This is a genomic window from Streptomyces sp. AgN23, from assembly GCF_001598115.1.
Lineage (GTDB): Bacteria > Actinomycetota > Actinomycetes > Streptomycetales > Streptomycetaceae > Streptomyces > Streptomyces antimycoticus.
Genome location: NZ_CP007153.1, coordinates 4583491 through 4601624 on the forward strand (window position 1 = coordinate 4583491; position 18134 = coordinate 4601624).

The window sequence follows — 18134 nt, forward strand, 5'->3', positions numbered from 1 at the left end:
GGTCGGCGGCCAGTGTATGCAGATCCCCGGACCGCGCCTGATCAGCGCCCCTGGAGGCGGGCGGCTGTCTTCCGTACCGAACCGAGCTTCTTGTAGAGGTCCTTGCCGGGGCACTCGGTGGCGAAGCCGTCGCGGTGACCTGCGATCACATGGAGCTTCACGTTGGCGCCCTTTTTGTACTTGTTGCCGCCGCCGGACACCAGATGCGTGGTGCCACGCGGATTTCGCTTGAAGAGACCCAGTTTCCACGCGGTGAGCTTGGCGATGGCCTTCACGGCCTTGGCGGAGGGCTTCTTGGCGGAGAAAGTACCGAGGACAGCGACGCCCATGCTGTTGGTGTTGAAGCCCAGCGTGTGCGCTCCGCGTACGGCTTTGGTCACACCGCCGGAGCGGCCTTCGTAGATTTTTCCGCACTTGTCGATGGTGAAGTTGTAGCCGTAATCGCGCCATCCCAGGCTCTTCACGTGGTAGCGGTAGATGCTGCGCAGAACGGAGGGCGCCTGGGAGCAGCTGTACTTATTGCCCGTCACGGTGTGGTGGATGAAGGCGACCTTCACGGTCTTGCTGTAGACGTGCCCCGTTTCACGGATCTTCTCGTCGGCGCCCCAGCCCGCGCGGGTGACGATGCTGGGCCTCGGCGCGCTGTAGCGGGCGGCGTTCGCCTTGGTCGCCTCCTCGGCGAGTACGCCGACCGGCGGCGTGGAGGGGGTGGCGGGCGTGGCGTGGGTGGAGGGGTACGGCAGTGGCTTGGCGGATGACCTGGAGGGTCTGGGGGACGACGGCTTCGCGGACCACCTGGAGGGCCAGGACGGCCTGACGGATGGCCAGGGCGGCTTGACGGGTGGCTTGGAGGGCCTGATGGATGGCCTCGACGGCCTGGGGGACGGCCTCGCGGACCGCCTCGGCACCCCGGAGGGCCCCCGGGACGGCTTCCCGGGCGCCTCCGCCGACGGCCTCGCGCCCGGCGCGGCACCCCCCGCCGTCGGCGCCGGATGCGCCGGATGCGCCGGAAGAGCGCGCAGTACGGCCCGGTCCGGGGGCGGCGCCGGGGTCTCGCCGGGGTCGATCAGCTCCAGCCGCAGCCCGGACGGCAGAGCCGCCGCCCGGGCACCCGCGCCAGCGTCCGCGACGGCGCCCCCGTCCGCAGCCGCACCCGCGCCCGCATCCGCACCCCCGCCCGCGCCCCCATCCCCAGCCACCACCCCTTCCGGCCGCACCCGCGCCTGGACGCCGTCCGATGCGCCGACCCACAGCGGCGCGGTGCCGCCGTGGGCCCGTACGCCACGGAGTTCGGGCGAGTCGGGGTCGGGGGCCTCGTCCCCGTACGGCAGCAGCTCACGCCATGGCGACCACGCGCCGCCGACCGCACGGGTGCGGACCTGTACCCGGCCGCGGAGGTCGGCGGAGGGCTGGTCCCAGACGACGCCGACGAGCGAGAACGGCCGTACGCGCGGCGCGGCGATGCCCCGGTCGGCCGGGGCCGGTGCCGGGGCCGGGGCGTCGCCGCCGGGTGCGGTCACGCTCCGGTCGAGCCCGTCCGCCGCGAGGGGAAGGAGCGGCAGCGACTGCGTGGAGCCGGGGGCGGCGATCGGCGCGGCCCGGGCGTGGGCGGGGCCGGGGTAGACGGCGAGAGGCAGGGCGAGGGCGGCGGTGCACGCGACGCCGATCGAGGATGCCAGGTATGCACGCATGATTGAAATCGTCTACATAAGGGGACAAACCTGTCCATTCGGAAGAGCGGCCACGTCGCGGACCGTTCGCTGAGCCGAGCCCCGCCGACCCCGTCCGCGGCGCATCTTCGGCGCGTAGTCTTGCGCGCGTGAACGCCACCGATCGCACCCCCGCCGACCTGCTGGGATCCGCGCTCGCCGCGGACCCGCCCCGCCCGCTCGTGACCTTCTACGACGATGCCACGGGCGAACGTGTCGAACTCTCCGTGGCCACCTTCGCCAATTGGGTGGCGAAGACCGCCAATCTGCTCCAGGACGATCTGGCCGCCGCGCCGGGCGACCGATGCGCACTGCTGCTGCCCGCCCACTGGCAGACCGCCGTGTGGCTGGTGGCCTGTTCCTCGGTCGGGGTCCTCGTCGACATCGGGGGCGACCCGGCCTCCGCCGATCTCGTCGTCAGCGGCCCGGACACCCTCAAGGAGGCACGAGAGTGCTCCGGTGAGCGGGTGGCGCTGTCGCTGCAGCCGCTGGGCGGCCGGTTCCGCCAGCTGCCGGAGGGGTTCGCGGACTACGCCGTGGAGGTGCCCAGCCAGGGCGACCGCTTCGCCCCGTACTCCCCGGTGGACCCGGAGGCGCCCGCGCTGACCGTCGGCGGCGTGGAGCTGACGAGTGCGGAGGTGGTGGAGCGGGCGCACGCCGACGCCGCCGCGCAGGGGCTCGGGCCCGGTTCGCGGATCCTCTCGGGGCTTCCGTACGACAGCTGGGAGGGACTGTCGTACGGGCTGTACGCACCGCTGGCCACCGGCGGTTCGGTGGTGCTCTGCCGCCATCTGGACCGGCTGGACGAGAAGGAGCTGGCAGGGCGCAAGGAGAGCGAGCGCGTCACCGCGACCACGCTCTGAGGCCACAGCCACGGCGCCCTCCACCTGAGACCGATCGCCCCACCCCAAGACTGCCCAGAGACTGCCCAGAGATCACCCCGAGCCCCCCGTAACCGCCCCACCCCCAGACCTCAGACCCCACCCCTTCCCCGCCCCTGACCCGTCCGGCGGACCGCGGGCCAAGTCCACGGGCCGTGCCGCCCACCCCGCGCGATGATCTACGAATACGTACAACCATGTACGGGCTTCGCATGTCTGTTCCGTTAATCGGTATCCCGGCATGCGATGCCGCTCCGCCCCCGGGCGGAAGACGGGTGGGAGGACGCGGACGTGACGACCGACAGCTCTGAGCCTGCGCCGAGACGCAGGCGCCGCTGGCCGCGTGTTCTCGCGCTGGGCGTGGCCATGCTGGTGCTGTCGGTCGCCGGGGCGGGGTGGTGGTTCTACGAGCGCCTCGACGGCAATATCCGCACCGATACCCGGACCGCGGACGAGCTGAGGAAGTACGAGGCCGAGCGGCCGGTGTCGGTGGTGCGGGACGCGCAGAACATCCTGCTGATCGGCTCCGACAACCGGGGTGGCAAGGGCAACGGCAAGTACGGCAAGGACACCGGCACCCAGCGTTCGGACACCACGATCCTGCTGCACCTGCAGGCCGGCGGAAAGAGCGCCACCGCCGTCTCCGTCCCCCGCGACCTGATGGTGGACATCCCGGCCTGTGACCAGCCGGACGGGAAGCGGACCCACGCCCGGTTCGCCCAGTTCAACTCGGCGTTCGAGGCCGGTGGCGCGGCCTGTTCGATCCGCACCGTCGAGAAGCTGACCGGGATCCGCGTCGACCACCATCTGATCGTGGATTTCAGCGGCTTCAAGCGGCTGGTGAACGCGGTCGGCGGGGTGGAGATGTGCCTGAAGGAGCCCGTGGACGACGATGACGCGCATCTGAAGCTGCCCGCGGGCCGTCAGGTCCTCCACGGGGAGCAGGCGCTGGGCTATGTGCGCGCCCGGTACAGCATCGGCGACGGCAGCGACACGGAGCGTATCGGCAGACAGCAGGAGTTCATGGGCTCGCTTGTGAAGAAAATGCAGAGCAATGGTGTGCTGCTCAATCCGGCGAAGCTGTACCCGGTGCTCAACGCGGCGACGTCCTCGCTGACCACGGATCCGGGGCTGGATTCGCTCAAGGATCTGTACGCGCTGATGCGCGGGGTGCGGGACATCCCGCGGGAGAAGATCCGGTTCCTCACGATTCCGCGGCAGCCCTACACGTACGACAAGAACCGGGATGAGCTCGTCCAGCCCGACGCCGACCGCTTGTTCCGGCAGTTGCGGCTCGATCGTCCGGTGCCGGTGGCCCACGCCGTCACCGCCTCGACGGACGGCGACCAGAAGGCCGGCCACCTCAGCCCGTACCGAGGGACGACGGCCGCGCGAGGCATCTGCGAGTAAAGGCACGTTAAGGGCGGGCCATGAATCGTGAAGGATGAGATAAGGATTGGGCAGATTGCCCAGTTGTAGGGAAGTGGAATTTGTCACCGGCGTCGCTTGACGCTGATCCGGACGGATAGTGTGAGCGATCCGGTGCGCTCTACGAGGTGGCCGCGCACTGCACGAAGACAGATGGAGCGCCTTGAGGGGGAGGCGCCGCGTGGCACCGACGGAGGACACAGACGACCGTGGACGCGCAAGGCCCTGGCGGGGCGGGTGACTTCGACCCAGCCGATCAGTGGGTGTTCGACCCGAATACGGGCAATTACGAGCTGCGGCTGAACCCCGCCGAGACATCGGAGGACACCACCGAGCTGCGACGGGTCGCCGGCTCGTCGAGCGGTGACGGCGCCACCGACTCCGAGCCGAGGGGGCGCCGCCGCGCGGCCAAACGGGAGTCGGAGAAGGAGACCGGCCCGGTCAGCCGTCGCAAGCCGAAGCCGAAGAAGTCGAAGACGAAGAAGGCGCTGTACTGGGGCAGTGGCACCCTGGCCTTCCTGCTGGTGGGCGGTTCGGCCGCGGCGTACTTCGTCTATCAGCACCTCAACAACAACATCAGCAAGATCGACGTCGGCGAGAACAACGCCGCGGTCTCCGACGGCCCGATGAACATCCTGCTGATCGGCACCGACCGGCGCGACGGCAAGGGCAACGAGGGGTACGGCGACGCGGGGAGCGTCGGTCACGCCGACACCACGCTGCTCTTCCATGTCTCCGAGGACCGGTCGAACGCGACGGTGCTGAGCTTCCCGCGCGACATGATCACCGACGTCCCGGACTGCACCGTGAAGGAAGACGGCCAGGAGAAGACCATCCCGGGCGAGGCGGAGGTGCGGTTCAACACCAGCCTGGGCCAGGAGGGCCGCAACCCCTACTGCACCTGGCAGACGGTGGAGAAGATCACCGGCCTGAACATCAGCCACTTCATGATGGCCGACTTCAACGCGGTCAAGGAGATGTCCACGGCGGTCGGCGGGGTGGACATCTGCCTCGGCAAGGACATCAACGACCCCAAGTCGCACCTGAACCTGAAGAAGGGGCGGCACACGGTCAAGGGCGAGCAGGCCCTGGCGTTCGTCCGGACCCGGCACGCCGTCGGCTTCGGCGGCGACCTGGACCGCATCAAGCTCCAGCAGCAGTTCCTGAGCTCGCTGATGCGCAAGATGAAGGACAGCGGGACGCTCACCAGCCCGGGCAAGATGTGGGACCTGGCCCAGACCGCCACCAAGGCGCTCACCGTGGACACCGGGATCGGCACCGTCTCCAAGCTGGCCTCACTGGGGAAGAACCTGAGCAAGGTCGACCTCAAGAACGTCACCTTCGCGACCATCCCGGTCGTCGACAACACCGACGGTGCGACCGTGCTGCTCGACAAGACCAAGGCCGAGCCGCTGTTCTCCATGGTCCGCCAGGACGTCTCCCTGACCGAGGTCAAGAAGAAGGAGAAGGCGGCCAAGGACGAGCAGGCGGCGCGGCTGAAGGGGCCCAAGGCCGATCCCGCCGATGTCCGGGTCAACGTGCTCAACGGCAGCGGGCAGTTCGGCGCCGCCCAGGAGACCGTCGACTGGATGCAGAACACCGAGGGGATGCTCCGCACCAGCAACGGCGGAAACGCTCCGTCAGAGCTGAAGAAGACGACGCTGGAGTACGCTCCCAACCAGGCCGACCAGGCACGTCGGCTGGCCGACAGCATGGGGCTGCCCGCCTCCGCCATGAAGGAAGGCACGAAGGACGCCGAGCCGAAGGCGGAGATGAGCCTGACGCTGGGCGCGGACTTCAAGGGCGCCGGCACACCGATCTCCGCTCCGGCGAAGGCGCCGAAGGACATTCAACGGGTCGAGGCCGACGACAAGAACGTCTGCGCCAAGTGACCTCATCGGCCAATCCACCCTCTTCCATTGGGCCGGACGACAGACAGACAGACAGCAGGAGGCCCGATGCGGCAGAGCAGTGTGCGGGGGAGAAGAGGGCGGCGGGCCACCGTTCCCGAACCCCGTGAGCACGGTGAGGACGGCAGCCCGTCGGAAGGGGAGCGCCCCGCGTCACCGGACGCGGGGCGCCGCTCGAGCGGTGGAGGGCTGAGCGGTGGAGGGCCGGGCGGTGGAGGATCGGGCGCCAACCGGCGGCGCGGCAAGGAGCCGCCGAAGCGGAGTCGCGGGGTGCGGATCCTGCGCTGGACCGCCCTGACGCTGGCCGTGCTGGTACTCGGCGGGGCCGGCGCCGGATACTTCTACTACGAACACCTGAACGGCAATCTGAAGAAGGAGGATCTGGACCTCGGCGACAGCAAGCTCGGCAGACCCGAGCCCAACGCCGCCGGACAGACCCCCCTCAACATCCTGCTCATCGGCTCCGACGGCCGGAACACCGCGGAGAACGTCAAGCTCGGCGGCGCCAAGCGGGACGCGGACCGCAAACCGCTGGCCGATGTGCAGATGCTGGTGCATGTCTCGGCCGACCGCAGCAATATGTCGGTGGTCAGCATTCCGCGCGACACCCGGGTGACCATCCCCCGGTGCACCGATCCGGACGACGGGACGGTCTACCCGAAGACCGTGGGGCCCATCAACGAGTCGCTCCAGTACGGCGGTCCGGGCTGCACGGTCGCCACCTGGAAGGAACTCACCGGCGTCTACATCGATCACTTCATGATGATCGACTTCTCCGGGGTGGTCTCCATTGCGGACGCCATCGGCGGCGTACCGGTGTGCGTGAACAACAACGTCTACTCCCATGACAGCGAGGGCCACGGCTCCGGTCTGAAGCTGACCAAGGGCACCCACAACGTCAAGGGCGTCCAGGCGCTCCAGTGGCTGCGCACCCGCTACGGCTTCGAGGACAACACCGACATAGGCCGGGCCAAGGCCCAGCACATGTACATGACCTCGATGATCCGCCAGCTCAAGTCGGGGACCAAGCTCAGCGACCCGGGCAAGTTGATGGACCTCACGGAGGCCGCCACCAAGGCGCTGACTGTCGACCACGGCCTCGGCTCCCCCAAGAAGCTGTACGACCTGGGCAATGACCTCAAGCGGGTGCCGACCAAGCGCACCACCATGATCACCATGCCCTGGGTGTACGGCGCCGGCGAGAAGTACGTGCTGCCCAAGCCGGGCGACGCCGAGCAGACCTTCTCGCTGCTGCGCAACGACATAAGCCTGGACGGCAAGGACAAGAAGAAGCCCGACGCGACCCCGAAGCCCACCGCGCCCAAGGACCAGCTCCCGGTGGTGGTGCAGAACGGCACCGCCAGCACCGTCCTGGGGCCGGCCTCCGGCCGGGCCTCGGAGATCACCTCCGAGCTGGTGCGGCTGGGCTACGCCAAGGCCACCGCGAACTCGGTGCTGATCTCGCAGGCCGACACCACCGTCCTCTACCCGGGCGAGGACCGGCAGGGCGACGGCCTGGCCGTGGCCAAGGCGCTGAAGCTGCCGAAGTCCGCGGCGAAGTCGTCGACGTCGATCCAGGAGATCACCGTGGTGGTCGGCAACGACTGGCGCGAGGGCACCGCCTATCCGAAGGCGACGACGGACGACGACGGCAAGACGCCCGAGAGCGCGGACGCGCTCAACGGCGAGGAGAAGGGCTGTATGAAGGTCAACCAGGGCTACAGCTTCTGACGCCCCCGTGACGCCACCGCGAAGACGCCCCCGGTGACGGCACGGCGAAGGGGCCGGACCCACCAGCGGGTCCGGCCCCTTCGCGTAGGGCTACGGGGCCATGACCGCCGGGCGGCGGCTGGCGATGACCCGCTTGGCGAGCGCCCGCGGGCTGGTCAGAAAGCCCCAGCCCCAGGACATGTGCATGGTCGCGAGCGCCACCGGGACCCGCAGCCGGGCGGCCACCGGAAGCCCCTTGCCCGCCGGGATCGAGCCCGCGACGATCGCGGCCAGATAGCCGCCGGGGATCACGAAGGCCCACGGGGTGACGGCCGCGCCCACCACGATGCCCGCCGCGATGGCGACGACGGCGGTCGGCGGGGCGAGATAGCGCAGATTGATCGAGCCCTGGTGGAAGCGGGCGACGACATGGCGCCAGCGCCCGTAGTCCTTGTACTGCTTGGCCAGGGCCCGCACGCTCGGCCGCGGCCGGTAGGAGACCTTCAGCTCGGGCGAGAACCAGATGAGCCCGCCGGCCTCGCGGATCCGGAAGTTCAGCTCCCAGTCCTGGGCGCGGATGAACTCCTCGTTGTAGCCGCCCTGCTGTTCCAGCGCCTCGCGCCGGAAGACGCCCAGATAGACGGTCTCGGCGGGGGCCGCGTCGCCGCCGGTGTGGAAGGCCGCGTTGCCCACGCCGATCTTGGAGGTCATGGCGGCGGCGACGGCCTTCTCCCAGTCGTTCTCGCCCTCGGCGTGCATGATCCCGCCGACGTTCTGCGCGCCGGTCTCCTCCAGGAGCCGGACGGCGGTCGCGATGTAGTTCGGCGAGAGCATGCCATGGCCGTCGACCCGCACCACCACCGGATGGCGGGATGCCTTGATCGCCGCGTTCAGGGCGGCGGGGGTGCGGCCCGTGGGGTTGGGGACCGTATGCACCCGGGAGTCCTCCGCCACCAGTTCGGCGGCGATCTCGTCGGTACGGTCCGCGGACGGGCCGAGCGCGATCACCACCTCCATCTCGCCGTCGTACTCCTGCTCCAGGATGTGCCGCACGGCATTGCGCAGATGGCGTTCCTCATTGAGCACCGGCATGATCACGGAGACGGCCGGGAGCTGATGCGGGGGCATGACACCTCGGGGTTCGGGGGCCGGGCCCAGGTGACTGGGGGTGGGGCCCCAAAAGACTGCGATATCGCGCCCACGTTACCGCGAATGGGCGACACCGGAACGCGCCGCCCGGGTGGCAGTGCGCCACACGGGCGGCGTGGGGCCGTCAAAGCGATCGTCGTATGGGCCTACGGTGAGGCGGTTCCGCCCAGCCCACCCGTTCACGGAGGTCCCCGGAGTGAGTGCACCGGCCCGATCGCCGCGCCCGCCGCGCCCCCGCTCCCGCCGCCCCCGCTGGGGGCTGCGGCTCGCCACCGGCGGCGCCGCTCTGGTGCTGGCGGTCAGCGGCATCGGGCATCTGCTGGTCAGTGAGCTCGAATCCGGGATCCACCGGGTGGATGCCTTCGGCGGCCTGGACAACCGGCCGAAGAACACCGGCGGGGGCGTCAACTTCCTCGTGGTCGGCACGGACGGACGGGAGAAGATCACGCCTCGGGAGAAGGCGCTGTACCGGCTGGGCGGAGCCCCCTGCCGCTGCACCGACACGATCATGTTGATGCATCTGTCCGCCGACCACCGCCGGGTCAGCGCGGTGAGCCTGCCCCGCGACTCGTACGCCCAGATCCCCGCGTACACCGACGCCACCGGCAAGCGCCATCCGCACCATCCGCGGAAGCTCAACGCCGCGTACGCCGAGGGCGGGCCGAGCCTGACCGTGCGCACCGTGGAGCATCTGACCGGCATCCACATCGACCACTACCTCGAGGTGGACTTCACCAGCTTCATGAAGACGGTCGATGTGCTCGGCGGGGTCAAGATCTGCACCGCGCGGCCGCTCAAGGACGACCACACCGGGCTTGATCTGGCGGCGGGCACCCATGTCCTGAACGGCGGCCAGGCGCTGCAGTACGTCCGCTCCCGGCATGTCGACGGCACCTCCGACCTGGGCCGGATCCAGCGCCAGCAGCGCTTCCTGGCCGCCGTGGTCCACCAGACCACGGCCGGAGGCATCCTGCTCAACCCGGTGCGGTTCAACCGGGTGGCCGGGGCCCTGCTGGGCTCGGTCCGCGCCGACCACGGCTTCGGGGCGGCGGACATGGTCGCCCTGGGGCGGGCGATGAGCGGCGTCACCCCCGCGTCCTCGGAGTTCGCCTCGGTCCCGGTGATCCTGCCCGGCGTCCCGGTGAAGGGGTCCGGCTCCACGCTCCGCTGGGACCAGCCCAAGGCCGAACGGCTCTTCGCCACCCTCCGCGAGGACCGGCCGCTGGTCGCCCACCGCCCGAAGCGTCCCGGCGCCACCCCGGTCGACGTGGACCCGGGCCAGATCCGGGTCCACGTGCTCAACGGCACCGATACGGCGGGGCTCGCCCGCCGCGCGGACCGCGCGCTGCACGCCACCGGCTTCGCCACCACCGGCTCCCCCGCCGACGCCGCGACCCCCGACGTCCGGCGCACGGTGATCGCGTACGACCCGGTCTGGGACCGCTCGGTGCGCTCGCTGGCGGCCGCGCTGCCCGGAGCCCGGCTGAAGCCGGTGGTCGGGCAGGGCGCGGTGATGCAGATCACCATCGGCGCGGACTACGCGGGTGTGCGGCGGGTCCGGGTCGAGAAGCCGCGGACCGACACTGCCGGGTTCGGGGCCATCACCGGCGACGAGGTCGTCTGCCCCGAGGGCGGCACTCGCTCCCTCTGACCGGGGTCACCGCCGGCCGGCGTCCTCGGCGTCGTCGTCGGCGCGCGGGGCGACGCGCCGGGCACGGAGTTCCTTGATCGCGCGGCGGCGGGCCAGCCGGTGGGTCCGGCGGATCTCGGCCTCCTGGTAGCGCCGCTTGTCCCGCTCGGTCTCCGGGATGACCGCGGGCACCGGCCGGGGCTTGCCGTCGGCGTCGACGGCGGCGAAGACCAGATAGGCGCTGCCGACCTGGGTGGCGGGCGTGGACTCGTTCCACCGCTCGGCCAGCACCCGCACCCCGATCTCCATGGAGGACCGGCCGGTCCAGTTGACCTGGGCCTTCACATGAACGAGGTCGCCGACTCTGACCGGTTCGAGGAAGACCATCTCGTCCATCGACGCGGTGACCGCGGGCCCCTCGGAGTGGCGTCCGGCGACCGCTCCGGCCGCGTCGTCCACCAGTTTCATGATCACGCCGCCGTGGACGGTCCCGAGCAGATTGGTGTCACTGCCCGTCATGATGTGTGACAGCGTGGTACGGGAGGCGGAGGTGGGCTTTCCCGGAAGCTCCGGTTCCGGACCGTGGGCCTGATGGGTCATGCCGTCCACCTTATGCGGACCAGATTCTTATCAGGTCTGCAACAGCCGTGCCCCGATCCGGCACCCGCCCTGTAAGGCGACCCACCCGACCAGGCACACTGCCTTGCATGAGCGAATGGCCCCAGGGATCGACCGGCGACCGCAGCGGCCGGTACGGACGTGGTAGCGGCAGCCCCGACCCGGAAGGGGCGCGCGCCATGCCACAGGTGAGACGCGCGGCACCCGGTGCGGGCGGTCAGCCGCCCTACAACGAGCCGCCACTGCCGCCCGACCTCTCGCCGCACGGCACCATTCCGCGGCAGCAGGCGTCCCAGGGCTATGACGACTACGACGACGGTTACAACACCGGGCAGGTCTACGGCCACGGCAACGGCGGGCCCGGCGGCGGCGACCCCTACGGCCCCGGCGGTCCTGGCGGCCCCGGCCCGCGTCCGGTGAGGCCGAAGAACTGGAAGCGCCGGATAACCATCGGCCTGGTCACCCTGGTCGTCCTGCTGCTCGCCGTCGGCATCGGCACCTACATCTGGGCCGACTCCAAGCTCCGCAACGAGGTCGACCTGAGCAAGGTCGAGGACCGGCCGGGCGGCGGCAAGGGCACCAACTACCTGATCGTGGGTTCGGACAGCCGCGAGGGCATGTCCGACGAGGACAAGAAGAAGCTGCACACCGGCTCGGCCGACGGCCGCCGCACCGACTCCATGATCCTTCTCCACGTCGGTGAGAACGGCAACACCATGGTCAGCCTCCCGCGTGACTCCTGGGTCACCATCCCGGCCTTCACCGGCTCGGAGAGCGGCCGGCGGATCCCGCAGAGCCAGAACAAGCTGAACGCGTCGTACTCCTCCGAGGGCCCCGGGCTGCTCGTCCGCACGATCGAGTACAACACCGGCCTGAAGATCGACCACTACGCGGAGATCGGCTTCGACGGCTTCGCCAATCTCGTGGACGGGGTCGGCGGCGTCGACATCGACATCCCGCAGGACATGAAGGACAAGAAGTCCGGCAATGACCTGAAGAAGGGCAAGCAGACGCTGAACGGCCAGCAGGCGCTCGCCTTCGTCCGGCAGCGCTACGGCCTCGCGGGCGGCGACCTGGACCGCACCAAGAACCAGCAGAAGTTCCTCTCCGCACTGGCCAACAAGGCGGCCTCGCCGAGCACGATCATGAACCCGTTCAAGCTCTACCCGACGATGGGCGCCGGCCTGGACAACCTGGTCGTCGACAAGGACATGAGCCTGTGGGACGTGAAGGACATGTTCTTCGCGATGAAGAGCGTCTCCGGCGGTGACGGCAAGCAGATGAACATGCCGATCTCCAACCCCGGCCTGGCCACTTCCAAGGGCAGCGCGGTGCAGTGGGATATGGCCAAGGTCAAGCAGCTGATGGGCGAGCTGAAGAACGACGAGACGGTCACGGTCTCCAGCAACTGATCCGGACCAGCGAAGACCGCTGCCGGGCCCGTCGGGCCCGGCAGCGGTCTTTTGTGCGTCGAGGACTACGGAAGGTTGCGCGCCATCACGATGCGCTGAACCTGGTGGGCGGCGCGGATCAAGGGGCCTCAGTGCCCGCTGCTCAGTTCCTTACAGATTTCGGCACTCCTGGGCCGGTCGGCCGGCTCGGGGCTGAGCATGGCTTCGATGAGCTTGCCGAGCACTCCGGGCACGTTCACCGGGCGGTGCGGTCCCTTCACGATGGCTTGCCGCTGATCCTTGCGGCTGGCGTCGTCGGGGTACGCCACGTGGCGCAATCCGGTCGCGCTGATGAAGAGAGAGGCACCAAGGGCGTAGACGTCCGCCGCCATGGTCGGAGTGGCCGTACCGGTCTCCAGCACGCTCCGGGAAATCTCTGGGCTCTCGTAGTGGACGAGACAGCCTCGATAGCTGAAGTCGTACGCGGTGGGGATGTCTCCGCCGTAGGCCAGGGCGAGATCAATGAGCGCTGTTCTCTCATCGCTGATGATCAGATGCGCGGGTTGAATGTCCCCGTGCGCCCACCCCGTGGCGTGCAATGCGGCTACGGCTTCCGCGCACGACAGTGCTTCACCTGGGTCGGGTTCCGATGACGCCCCTTCGGCGCGGTGTGGCTGCCACAGGTCAAACAGACTCTCGCCCTGGTGCCAGGGCTGGATGTTCCAGGTGCCGTGTTCCCAGTCGCCGTAACTCACCCCTCCGGGGCTGAGCTGCTGCAAGATGGTGCCCTCACGGGCAGGAGCCAAGGCCGTCCATGCATGCGTCGCGCTTGGATACCCGACCTTTGCGGCATGCCTGCCTCCGTCTGTGGTGATCTCCCAAACGGTTGATCCACGACGGTTCAGTACCTGTCGCTTCGACACGGGCGTAAGCGTGTCGAGCACGCTACCCGGTAGTTCGTATGGCCCCGAATGGGTCACAGCGCAACTCCTCCCAGAGGCGGGACCGGCCCTCTGTGAGAGCCGGTCCCGCTTCACGTCATCGGCCGGACATTACAGGCGGTCAGTTGGCCCTGTAGTCCCGTCCGCAGTCCGAGTCACACTGCGCGGCGCTCTCACCGTTCACGGTCCACAGGTCATCGAAGACCATGAAGCCCGCCGCTTTCATGGCATGCGCCGTGGTGGTGACGGCTTCGAGGGTGCGACCGCCGCCGGGGGCGGGGTTGTGGTGCAGGAAGCGCCCGGCGTGCTGGTCGCAGACTCCCCGTACGCCTTGGTGTGCAGGATGAAGGCGTGCAGTCCCATGTCCACGTCGTCCGACGGGACCATGGGCACGGTGGCGGTGGCCACGGTGCCGAGGAACGCAACCGCCTGGTCGGCGATGCGCTCGGCCCGCTCCGGGGTCTGCGCGTTGTGGATGGCCACGAAGTGAGCGAGGCTGCCGAATAACTCTTCGCTGACCAGTGAGCGGCCGGTCCGCTGGTCGTTCGCTACTGCTGTCATTGCTGTGTTCTCTCCCTGGTTGGAGTGGTGCACGGCACTTGCTGACCCGCCCCGACCGCTAGCCCTTCCTGTTGCGAACGATCGGGGCGGGGGCTCACCCACCCACCAGGCGGGGATCAACACCGTCCGGCGGGTGGAGTCATGGGATGCGTCAAGGCGACTACTTGTCGCCGGGGTTGGGGTGCGGTCGTGCTGCCTCGGGGAACTGGAGGTTCCTGGAGTCGGTCATCCACTCCTGTCCGCCCCTCTGGGGGCGGAGGAACGCGACGAGTGGGCCCGGCATGCGGTGGTCGAAGGCGAGTTCATCGGCGTCACAGATGGCTTGGAGGATGCCCGTGCGCTCTGCGGCAGCGTCGTAAGCCTCCTCGCCCGGTTGCGGGCCGTTGTACGGCGTCGGCTCGTTCACCCGATCCACCCCCATCGAGGGCCGAACGGAGGCATCGTGTGACCGTCCGGATGGTGCCGGATCTTCAGTTCAAGATCGGCGGCCAGCCGATAGTCACCGGCTTCCATGGCCTTGGCCTTCTCCTGCTTCAGCCGGGTGCATGTGGCACATGAGGTCATCGGGTCCGCCCTCCGCGCCCAAGATGCTTGTCGATCTTCTTCTTCAGGGTCTCCGCACGCTGGTCCAACTCCTTCTGAGTCGAGGGCTTGGGCGCGTTTTGCTGTGCCTCCTGCGGTTGGGCTGGAGGCTCGATCGCGCTCACCGCGAGACCGCCAGTGCTCGCTGCCGCTCGTGCCGGAGGACGTACAACGGCACGGGGTCGGTATCCCAAGCGATTGGGAAACGGTCTTCAGCCGGGATACGCGGGAGCTGAAGCGTGGGCGAGTCCGCGATACGGACAGGCGCACAGGTCGAGGCGGGTACGGGCACGGCGACGCGTGCCGGTGTGGGCTTTGAGGCATCGGTCGTCCGATGGCGCCCAGGGACGGGGAATAACCTTCGTCCCCACCGTTCCATGGATCGGGCGATACGCTTTCTCACGTTGACGCTCCTCTTCAGCGTTGACCACGCCCCCGGACCGGTCGCACGGTCGCGGGGGTCCTTCTCGCTCTAGGCAACCGCTCCGCTACGCATCGCGGTACCGTGGCGAGAACGGCGGTTTTTAAGAGCTTTAAGCGCCTGCTTTAGCTGAGGAGTTGAGCGCCGAGTGAGTGAGCGGGAGCCGAACAAGGGCCTGGACCGGCTGTTCCGAGAGACCGGGTGGACGCTGCGGCAGCTCGCACAGGAGGTCAACCGCATCGGCACGGAACGCGGAACGCCGCAGAAGTACCGAGAGCCGTCCGCCCATCAGTGGCTTCGGGGGCACATGCCGAAAGAGGCTGCCCGACCACTGATCCTGGAGGCGTTCGCCCGCAAGCTGGGCCGCCCGATCACGCACGCTGAGGCAGGGTTCCCCCTGCCTGCCGATGAGTCGAACGCACGCCCGGGTACCGTTGAGGCGTTGATCGACTTGGGGAGGCAGGACATGGACCCCTCGCGCCGCAGTGTCCTTGGCGTGAGCCTCTTCTCTGTCGCGCTGACGGTACCCAACTGGCCGGACGTTGTGGGCCGCATGGAAGCCATTCAGACAGGGCGAGTGCAGCGCATAGGGATGCCTGATGTCCATACGGTCGTGGCCATGACCGAACGGATCTCAGAGCTTGATGATCAGTTCGGCGGCCGCCATGCGCGACCCATGGCCGCAGCTTTCCTTGTCAATACGGTGGCTCCGTACCTCCGGGCCAACGCTTCGGAGGCGGTCCGTAAAGCGATGATGTCCGCAGCGTCGGACCTCTGCTACCTCACGGGGTACATGGCTGTTGACGAAGGTATTCACGGTTTAGCGCAGCAGTATTACCTGAAAGCTTTGGAATTGGCTGGAGCCTCAGAGGATCACCTGACTTACTGCACCACGCTGCGAGGGATGAGCGTTCAGGCAGTTGACCTGGGGCATGGCAGGGCCGCGACGAGGCTTGCCGATGCCGCTGCTGCCGCATCCCCCAAGGCCGGTCCCAGGATGCGAGCATTTCTTGCTGGCCAACAGGCACACGCTTCGGCGCAGATTGGCGAAAAAGCCAAGGCGCTCATGTACCTTCGGGAAGCTGAAATCGCTATGGATAAGGCCGAGTCTCAGCAGAAAGCATTTGGATCGTATGATCCAGCGGCCTTGAACTATCACACCAGTCAGGTTCGTTACGAGCTTGGTGATGTAACTGGTGCAGTTGAAGCAATGAAGCAGTCAGACCGGTTGAGGTATGACGTTTATCGGCGCACTCGCGTCAAGGAGCGGGCCATTCTGGCCGAACGGCAAATCGCTATTGGGCATATGGAGGCAGCATGCGCCACTTGGCACAGCGCACTTGACGATTACCTGCTAGTCCAATCAGGGAGGGCTGATCAGCGAATGCAAAGCATGCTAAAACTGATCAAACCGCACCTACAGAATCACGCTGCTCGGGATCTGAATGACCGCGCGCGAATGGTCATGCCTGCCTCGCTGCTGGTCTGAGAAATGCGCGCGCTGTACGCCGGAGTCCCCGAGAACGATGTGGCCGACTGGATGGGCCACAGCGGTACGGACGTGCTGAGGGAGCACTACCACTACATCTTCGAAGGGGCCGAGCAGCGCGGCCGGGCCGCCATCGCAACGATGCTGATGCCCGGCGCTGACGATCCCACGGAGGCATCAGAGGTCGCCTGATCCGCGTACGACAACAGCCCCCGGCTTTGCGCCGGGGGCTGCGCTGTTTACACAGGTCAGAGGCCGTTTCCAGCTCGGCATCTGCCCAGGATTTCCCCAGCATGACGCCCAGGGACGGGCCTGATCGGGCCGCAATGGACAGGAAGCCGTGACCGACTCGCCGGGCCGTCGAAACAGTGCCTGACCTGCGAAAACCCCGCTAGGGGAGGTTCCTGGCCATCACGATCCGCTGGACTTGGTTCGTGCCTTCATAAATTTGCGTGATCTTGGCATCGCGCATCATCCGCTCGAGCGGGTAGTCACGGGTGTAGCCGTAGCCGCCGAGGAGCTGGACGGCGTCCGTGGTGATCTCCATCGCGGCATCCGAGGCGTAGCACTTGGCCGCGGCGCCGAAGAACGTCAGGTCCTCCTTGCCGCCTCCGGCGGAGACCCGCTCGGACTTGGCCGCCGCCGCGTAGGTGAGCTGCCGGGCGGCCTCCAGCTTCATGGCCATGTCGGCGAGCATGAACTGGACGCCCTGGAAGTCGCCGATCGGCTTGCCGAACTGCTTGCGCTCCTGGACATACCCCTTGGCGTAGTCCAGGGCGCCCTGGGCTATGCCGAGGGCCTGCGCGGCGATGGTGATCCGGGTGTGGTCCAGGGTCTTCATGGCGGTGGCGAAGCCGGTGCCCTCTTCGCCGATCATCCGGTCCGCGGGGATGCGGACGTTGTCGAGATAGACCTCCCGGGTCGGGGAGCCCTTGATGCCGAGCTTCTTCTCCGGGGCGCCGAAGGAGACGCCCGGGTCGGACTTCTCGACGACGAAGGCGGAGATGCCCTTGGAGCGCTTCTCGGGGTCGGTGACGGCCATCACCGTGTAGTACTCGGAGACCCCGGCGTTAGTGATCCAGCGCTTGACGCCGTTGAGGACGTAGAAGTCGCCGTCGCGCACCGCCTTGGTCTTCATCCCCGCCGCGTCCGAGCCCGCGTCCGGCTCGGAGAGGCAGTACGAGAACATCGCGTCGCCCTTGGCGAGCGGGGCCAGGTACCTCGTCTTCAGCTCCTCGGAGGCGGAGAGGATGACCGGCAGCGAGCCCAGCTTGTTGACCGCGGGGATCAGGGACGAGGAGGCGCAGACCCGGGCGACCTCCTCGATGACGATCACGGTGGCCAGCGCGTCCGCGCCGGAGCCGCCGTAGGACTCGGGGACGTGCACCGCGTGCAGATCGTTCGCGACCAGGGCGTCGAGCGCCTCCTGGGGGAACCGGGCCCCCTCGTCGACCTCTGCGGCGAAGGGGGCTATCTTCGCCTCGGCGAGAGATCGGACGGCGTCCCGGAGCATGTCATGCTCCTCGGACGGCCGGTACAGGTCGAAGTCGTTCACCGAGGACGCCAAGCCTCTCACTCCCCAAGAGTGCTAACTACCGTTAAGTAACTGAATTCTAGGGGCGACGCCCCGGTAGGTATACGTGACCTACCTGACAGAGTCGGCTGAGCCCGTCCCCCGGTCCCGACTATGCTCAGGCACCGCATCTGCGATCGA

15 protein-coding genes and 1 pseudogene are annotated in these 18134 nt (G+C 68.3%); 8 read left to right on the top strand and 8 right to left on the bottom strand.

Annotated features, from left to right (window positions below; all coding sequences use genetic code 11):
- Positions 1–41: 41 nt before the first annotated feature.
- Positions 42–1691, bottom strand: a complete 1650-nt coding sequence (locus AS97_RS19625; protein ID WP_210565369.1) for a peptidoglycan recognition protein — start codon at positions 1689–1691, stop codon at positions 42–44.
- Between the two features lie 128 nt (positions 1692–1819).
- Between AS97_RS19625 and AS97_RS19630 the strand changes: the two genes are divergently transcribed.
- The 4 genes from AS97_RS19630 (at position 1820) to AS97_RS19645 (ending at position 7659) form a co-directional block, all read left to right on the top strand.
- A complete protein-coding gene (locus AS97_RS19630) occupies positions 1820–2572 on the top strand; it encodes a TIGR03089 family protein (RefSeq protein WP_059145122.1) in 753 nt (250 codons plus the stop codon).
- Between the two features lie 309 nt (positions 2573–2881).
- Positions 2882–4000, top strand: coding sequence for an LCP family protein (locus AS97_RS19635; RefSeq protein WP_210565370.1), 1119 nt, complete (start codon positions 2882–2884; stop codon positions 3998–4000).
- A 227-nt stretch (positions 4001–4227) separates the two neighbouring features.
- Complete coding sequence (locus AS97_RS19640; protein ID WP_210565371.1) at positions 4228–5910, top strand: LCP family protein; 1683 nt, start codon at positions 4228–4230, stop codon at positions 5908–5910.
- A gap of 66 nt (positions 5911–5976) precedes the next feature.
- Positions 5977–7659: an LCP family protein gene (locus AS97_RS19645; protein ID WP_210565372.1), complete on the top strand. Its 1683-nt coding sequence runs from the start codon at positions 5977–5979 to the stop codon at positions 7657–7659.
- Between the two features lie 90 nt (positions 7660–7749).
- On the opposite strand, the gene AS97_RS19650 is transcribed toward AS97_RS19645, so the two are convergent.
- Positions 7750–8766 carry a glycosyltransferase family 2 protein gene (locus AS97_RS19650; protein WP_059145126.1) on the bottom strand — a complete coding sequence of 339 codons (1017 nt, stop codon included), beginning with the start codon at positions 8764–8766 and terminating at the stop codon, positions 7750–7752.
- A gap of 217 nt (positions 8767–8983) precedes the next feature.
- Here AS97_RS19650 and AS97_RS19655 point away from each other — a divergent pair, with 217 nt between their 5' ends.
- Positions 8984–10438, top strand: coding sequence for an LCP family protein (locus AS97_RS19655; RefSeq protein ID WP_059145127.1), 1455 nt, complete (start codon positions 8984–8986; stop codon positions 10436–10438).
- A 6-nt stretch (positions 10439–10444) separates the two neighbouring features.
- Here AS97_RS19655 and AS97_RS19660 read toward each other — a convergent pair whose 3' ends face one another.
- On the bottom strand, positions 10445–11017 hold the full coding sequence (locus AS97_RS19660; protein WP_059145128.1) for an acyl-CoA thioesterase: 573 nt from the start codon (positions 11015–11017) through the stop codon (positions 10445–10447).
- A gap of 107 nt (positions 11018–11124) precedes the next feature.
- Here AS97_RS19660 and AS97_RS19665 point away from each other — a divergent pair, with 107 nt between their 5' ends.
- Positions 11125–12447: an LCP family protein gene (locus AS97_RS19665; RefSeq protein WP_185930286.1), complete on the top strand. Its 1323-nt coding sequence runs from the start codon at positions 11125–11127 to the stop codon at positions 12445–12447.
- A gap of 128 nt (positions 12448–12575) precedes the next feature.
- Here the strand turns inward: AS97_RS19665 and AS97_RS19670 are convergent, their stop codons facing one another.
- The 4 genes and pseudogenes from AS97_RS19670 to AS97_RS19685 all read right to left on the bottom strand — a co-directional run bounded on the left by AS97_RS19670 (position 12576) and on the right by AS97_RS19685 (position 14492).
- The gene (locus tag AS97_RS19670; protein WP_349017595.1) at positions 12576–13205 is read right to left on the bottom strand and encodes a protein kinase family protein; all 630 of its coding nucleotides are present in this window, start codon (positions 13203–13205) and stop codon (positions 12576–12578) included.
- Positions 13206–13488: 283 nt separating this feature from the next.
- Positions 13489–13928: pseudogene (locus AS97_RS19675) on the bottom strand (hypothetical protein).
- A gap of 160 nt (positions 13929–14088) precedes the next feature.
- Complete coding sequence (locus tag AS97_RS19680) at positions 14089–14334, bottom strand: hypothetical protein (protein ID WP_247204427.1); 246 nt, start codon at positions 14332–14334, stop codon at positions 14089–14091.
- Positions 14331–14492: a hypothetical protein gene (locus tag AS97_RS19685; protein ID WP_210565375.1), complete on the bottom strand. Its 162-nt coding sequence runs from the start codon at positions 14490–14492 to the stop codon at positions 14331–14333. The genes AS97_RS19680 and AS97_RS19685 overlap by 4 nt, the downstream gene beginning before the upstream one ends.
- A 587-nt stretch (positions 14493–15079) precedes the next feature.
- On the opposite strand from AS97_RS19685, the gene AS97_RS19690 reads away from it, so the two are divergent.
- Entirely contained in the window at positions 15080–16420 is a 1341-nt protein-coding gene (locus AS97_RS19690; RefSeq protein ID WP_210565376.1) for a tetratricopeptide repeat protein, read from the top strand.
- A gap of 3 nt (positions 16421–16423) precedes the next feature.
- The gene (locus AS97_RS19695) at positions 16424–16612 is read left to right on the top strand and encodes a hypothetical protein (protein WP_210567462.1); all 189 of its coding nucleotides are present in this window, start codon (positions 16424–16426) and stop codon (positions 16610–16612) included.
- A gap of 199 nt (positions 16613–16811) precedes the next feature.
- On the opposite strand, the gene AS97_RS19700 is transcribed toward AS97_RS19695, so the two are convergent.
- Entirely contained in the window at positions 16812–17987 is a 1176-nt protein-coding gene (locus tag AS97_RS19700; RefSeq protein WP_059145130.1) for an acyl-CoA dehydrogenase family protein, read from the bottom strand.
- Between the last annotated feature and the right edge of the window lie 147 nt (positions 17988–18134).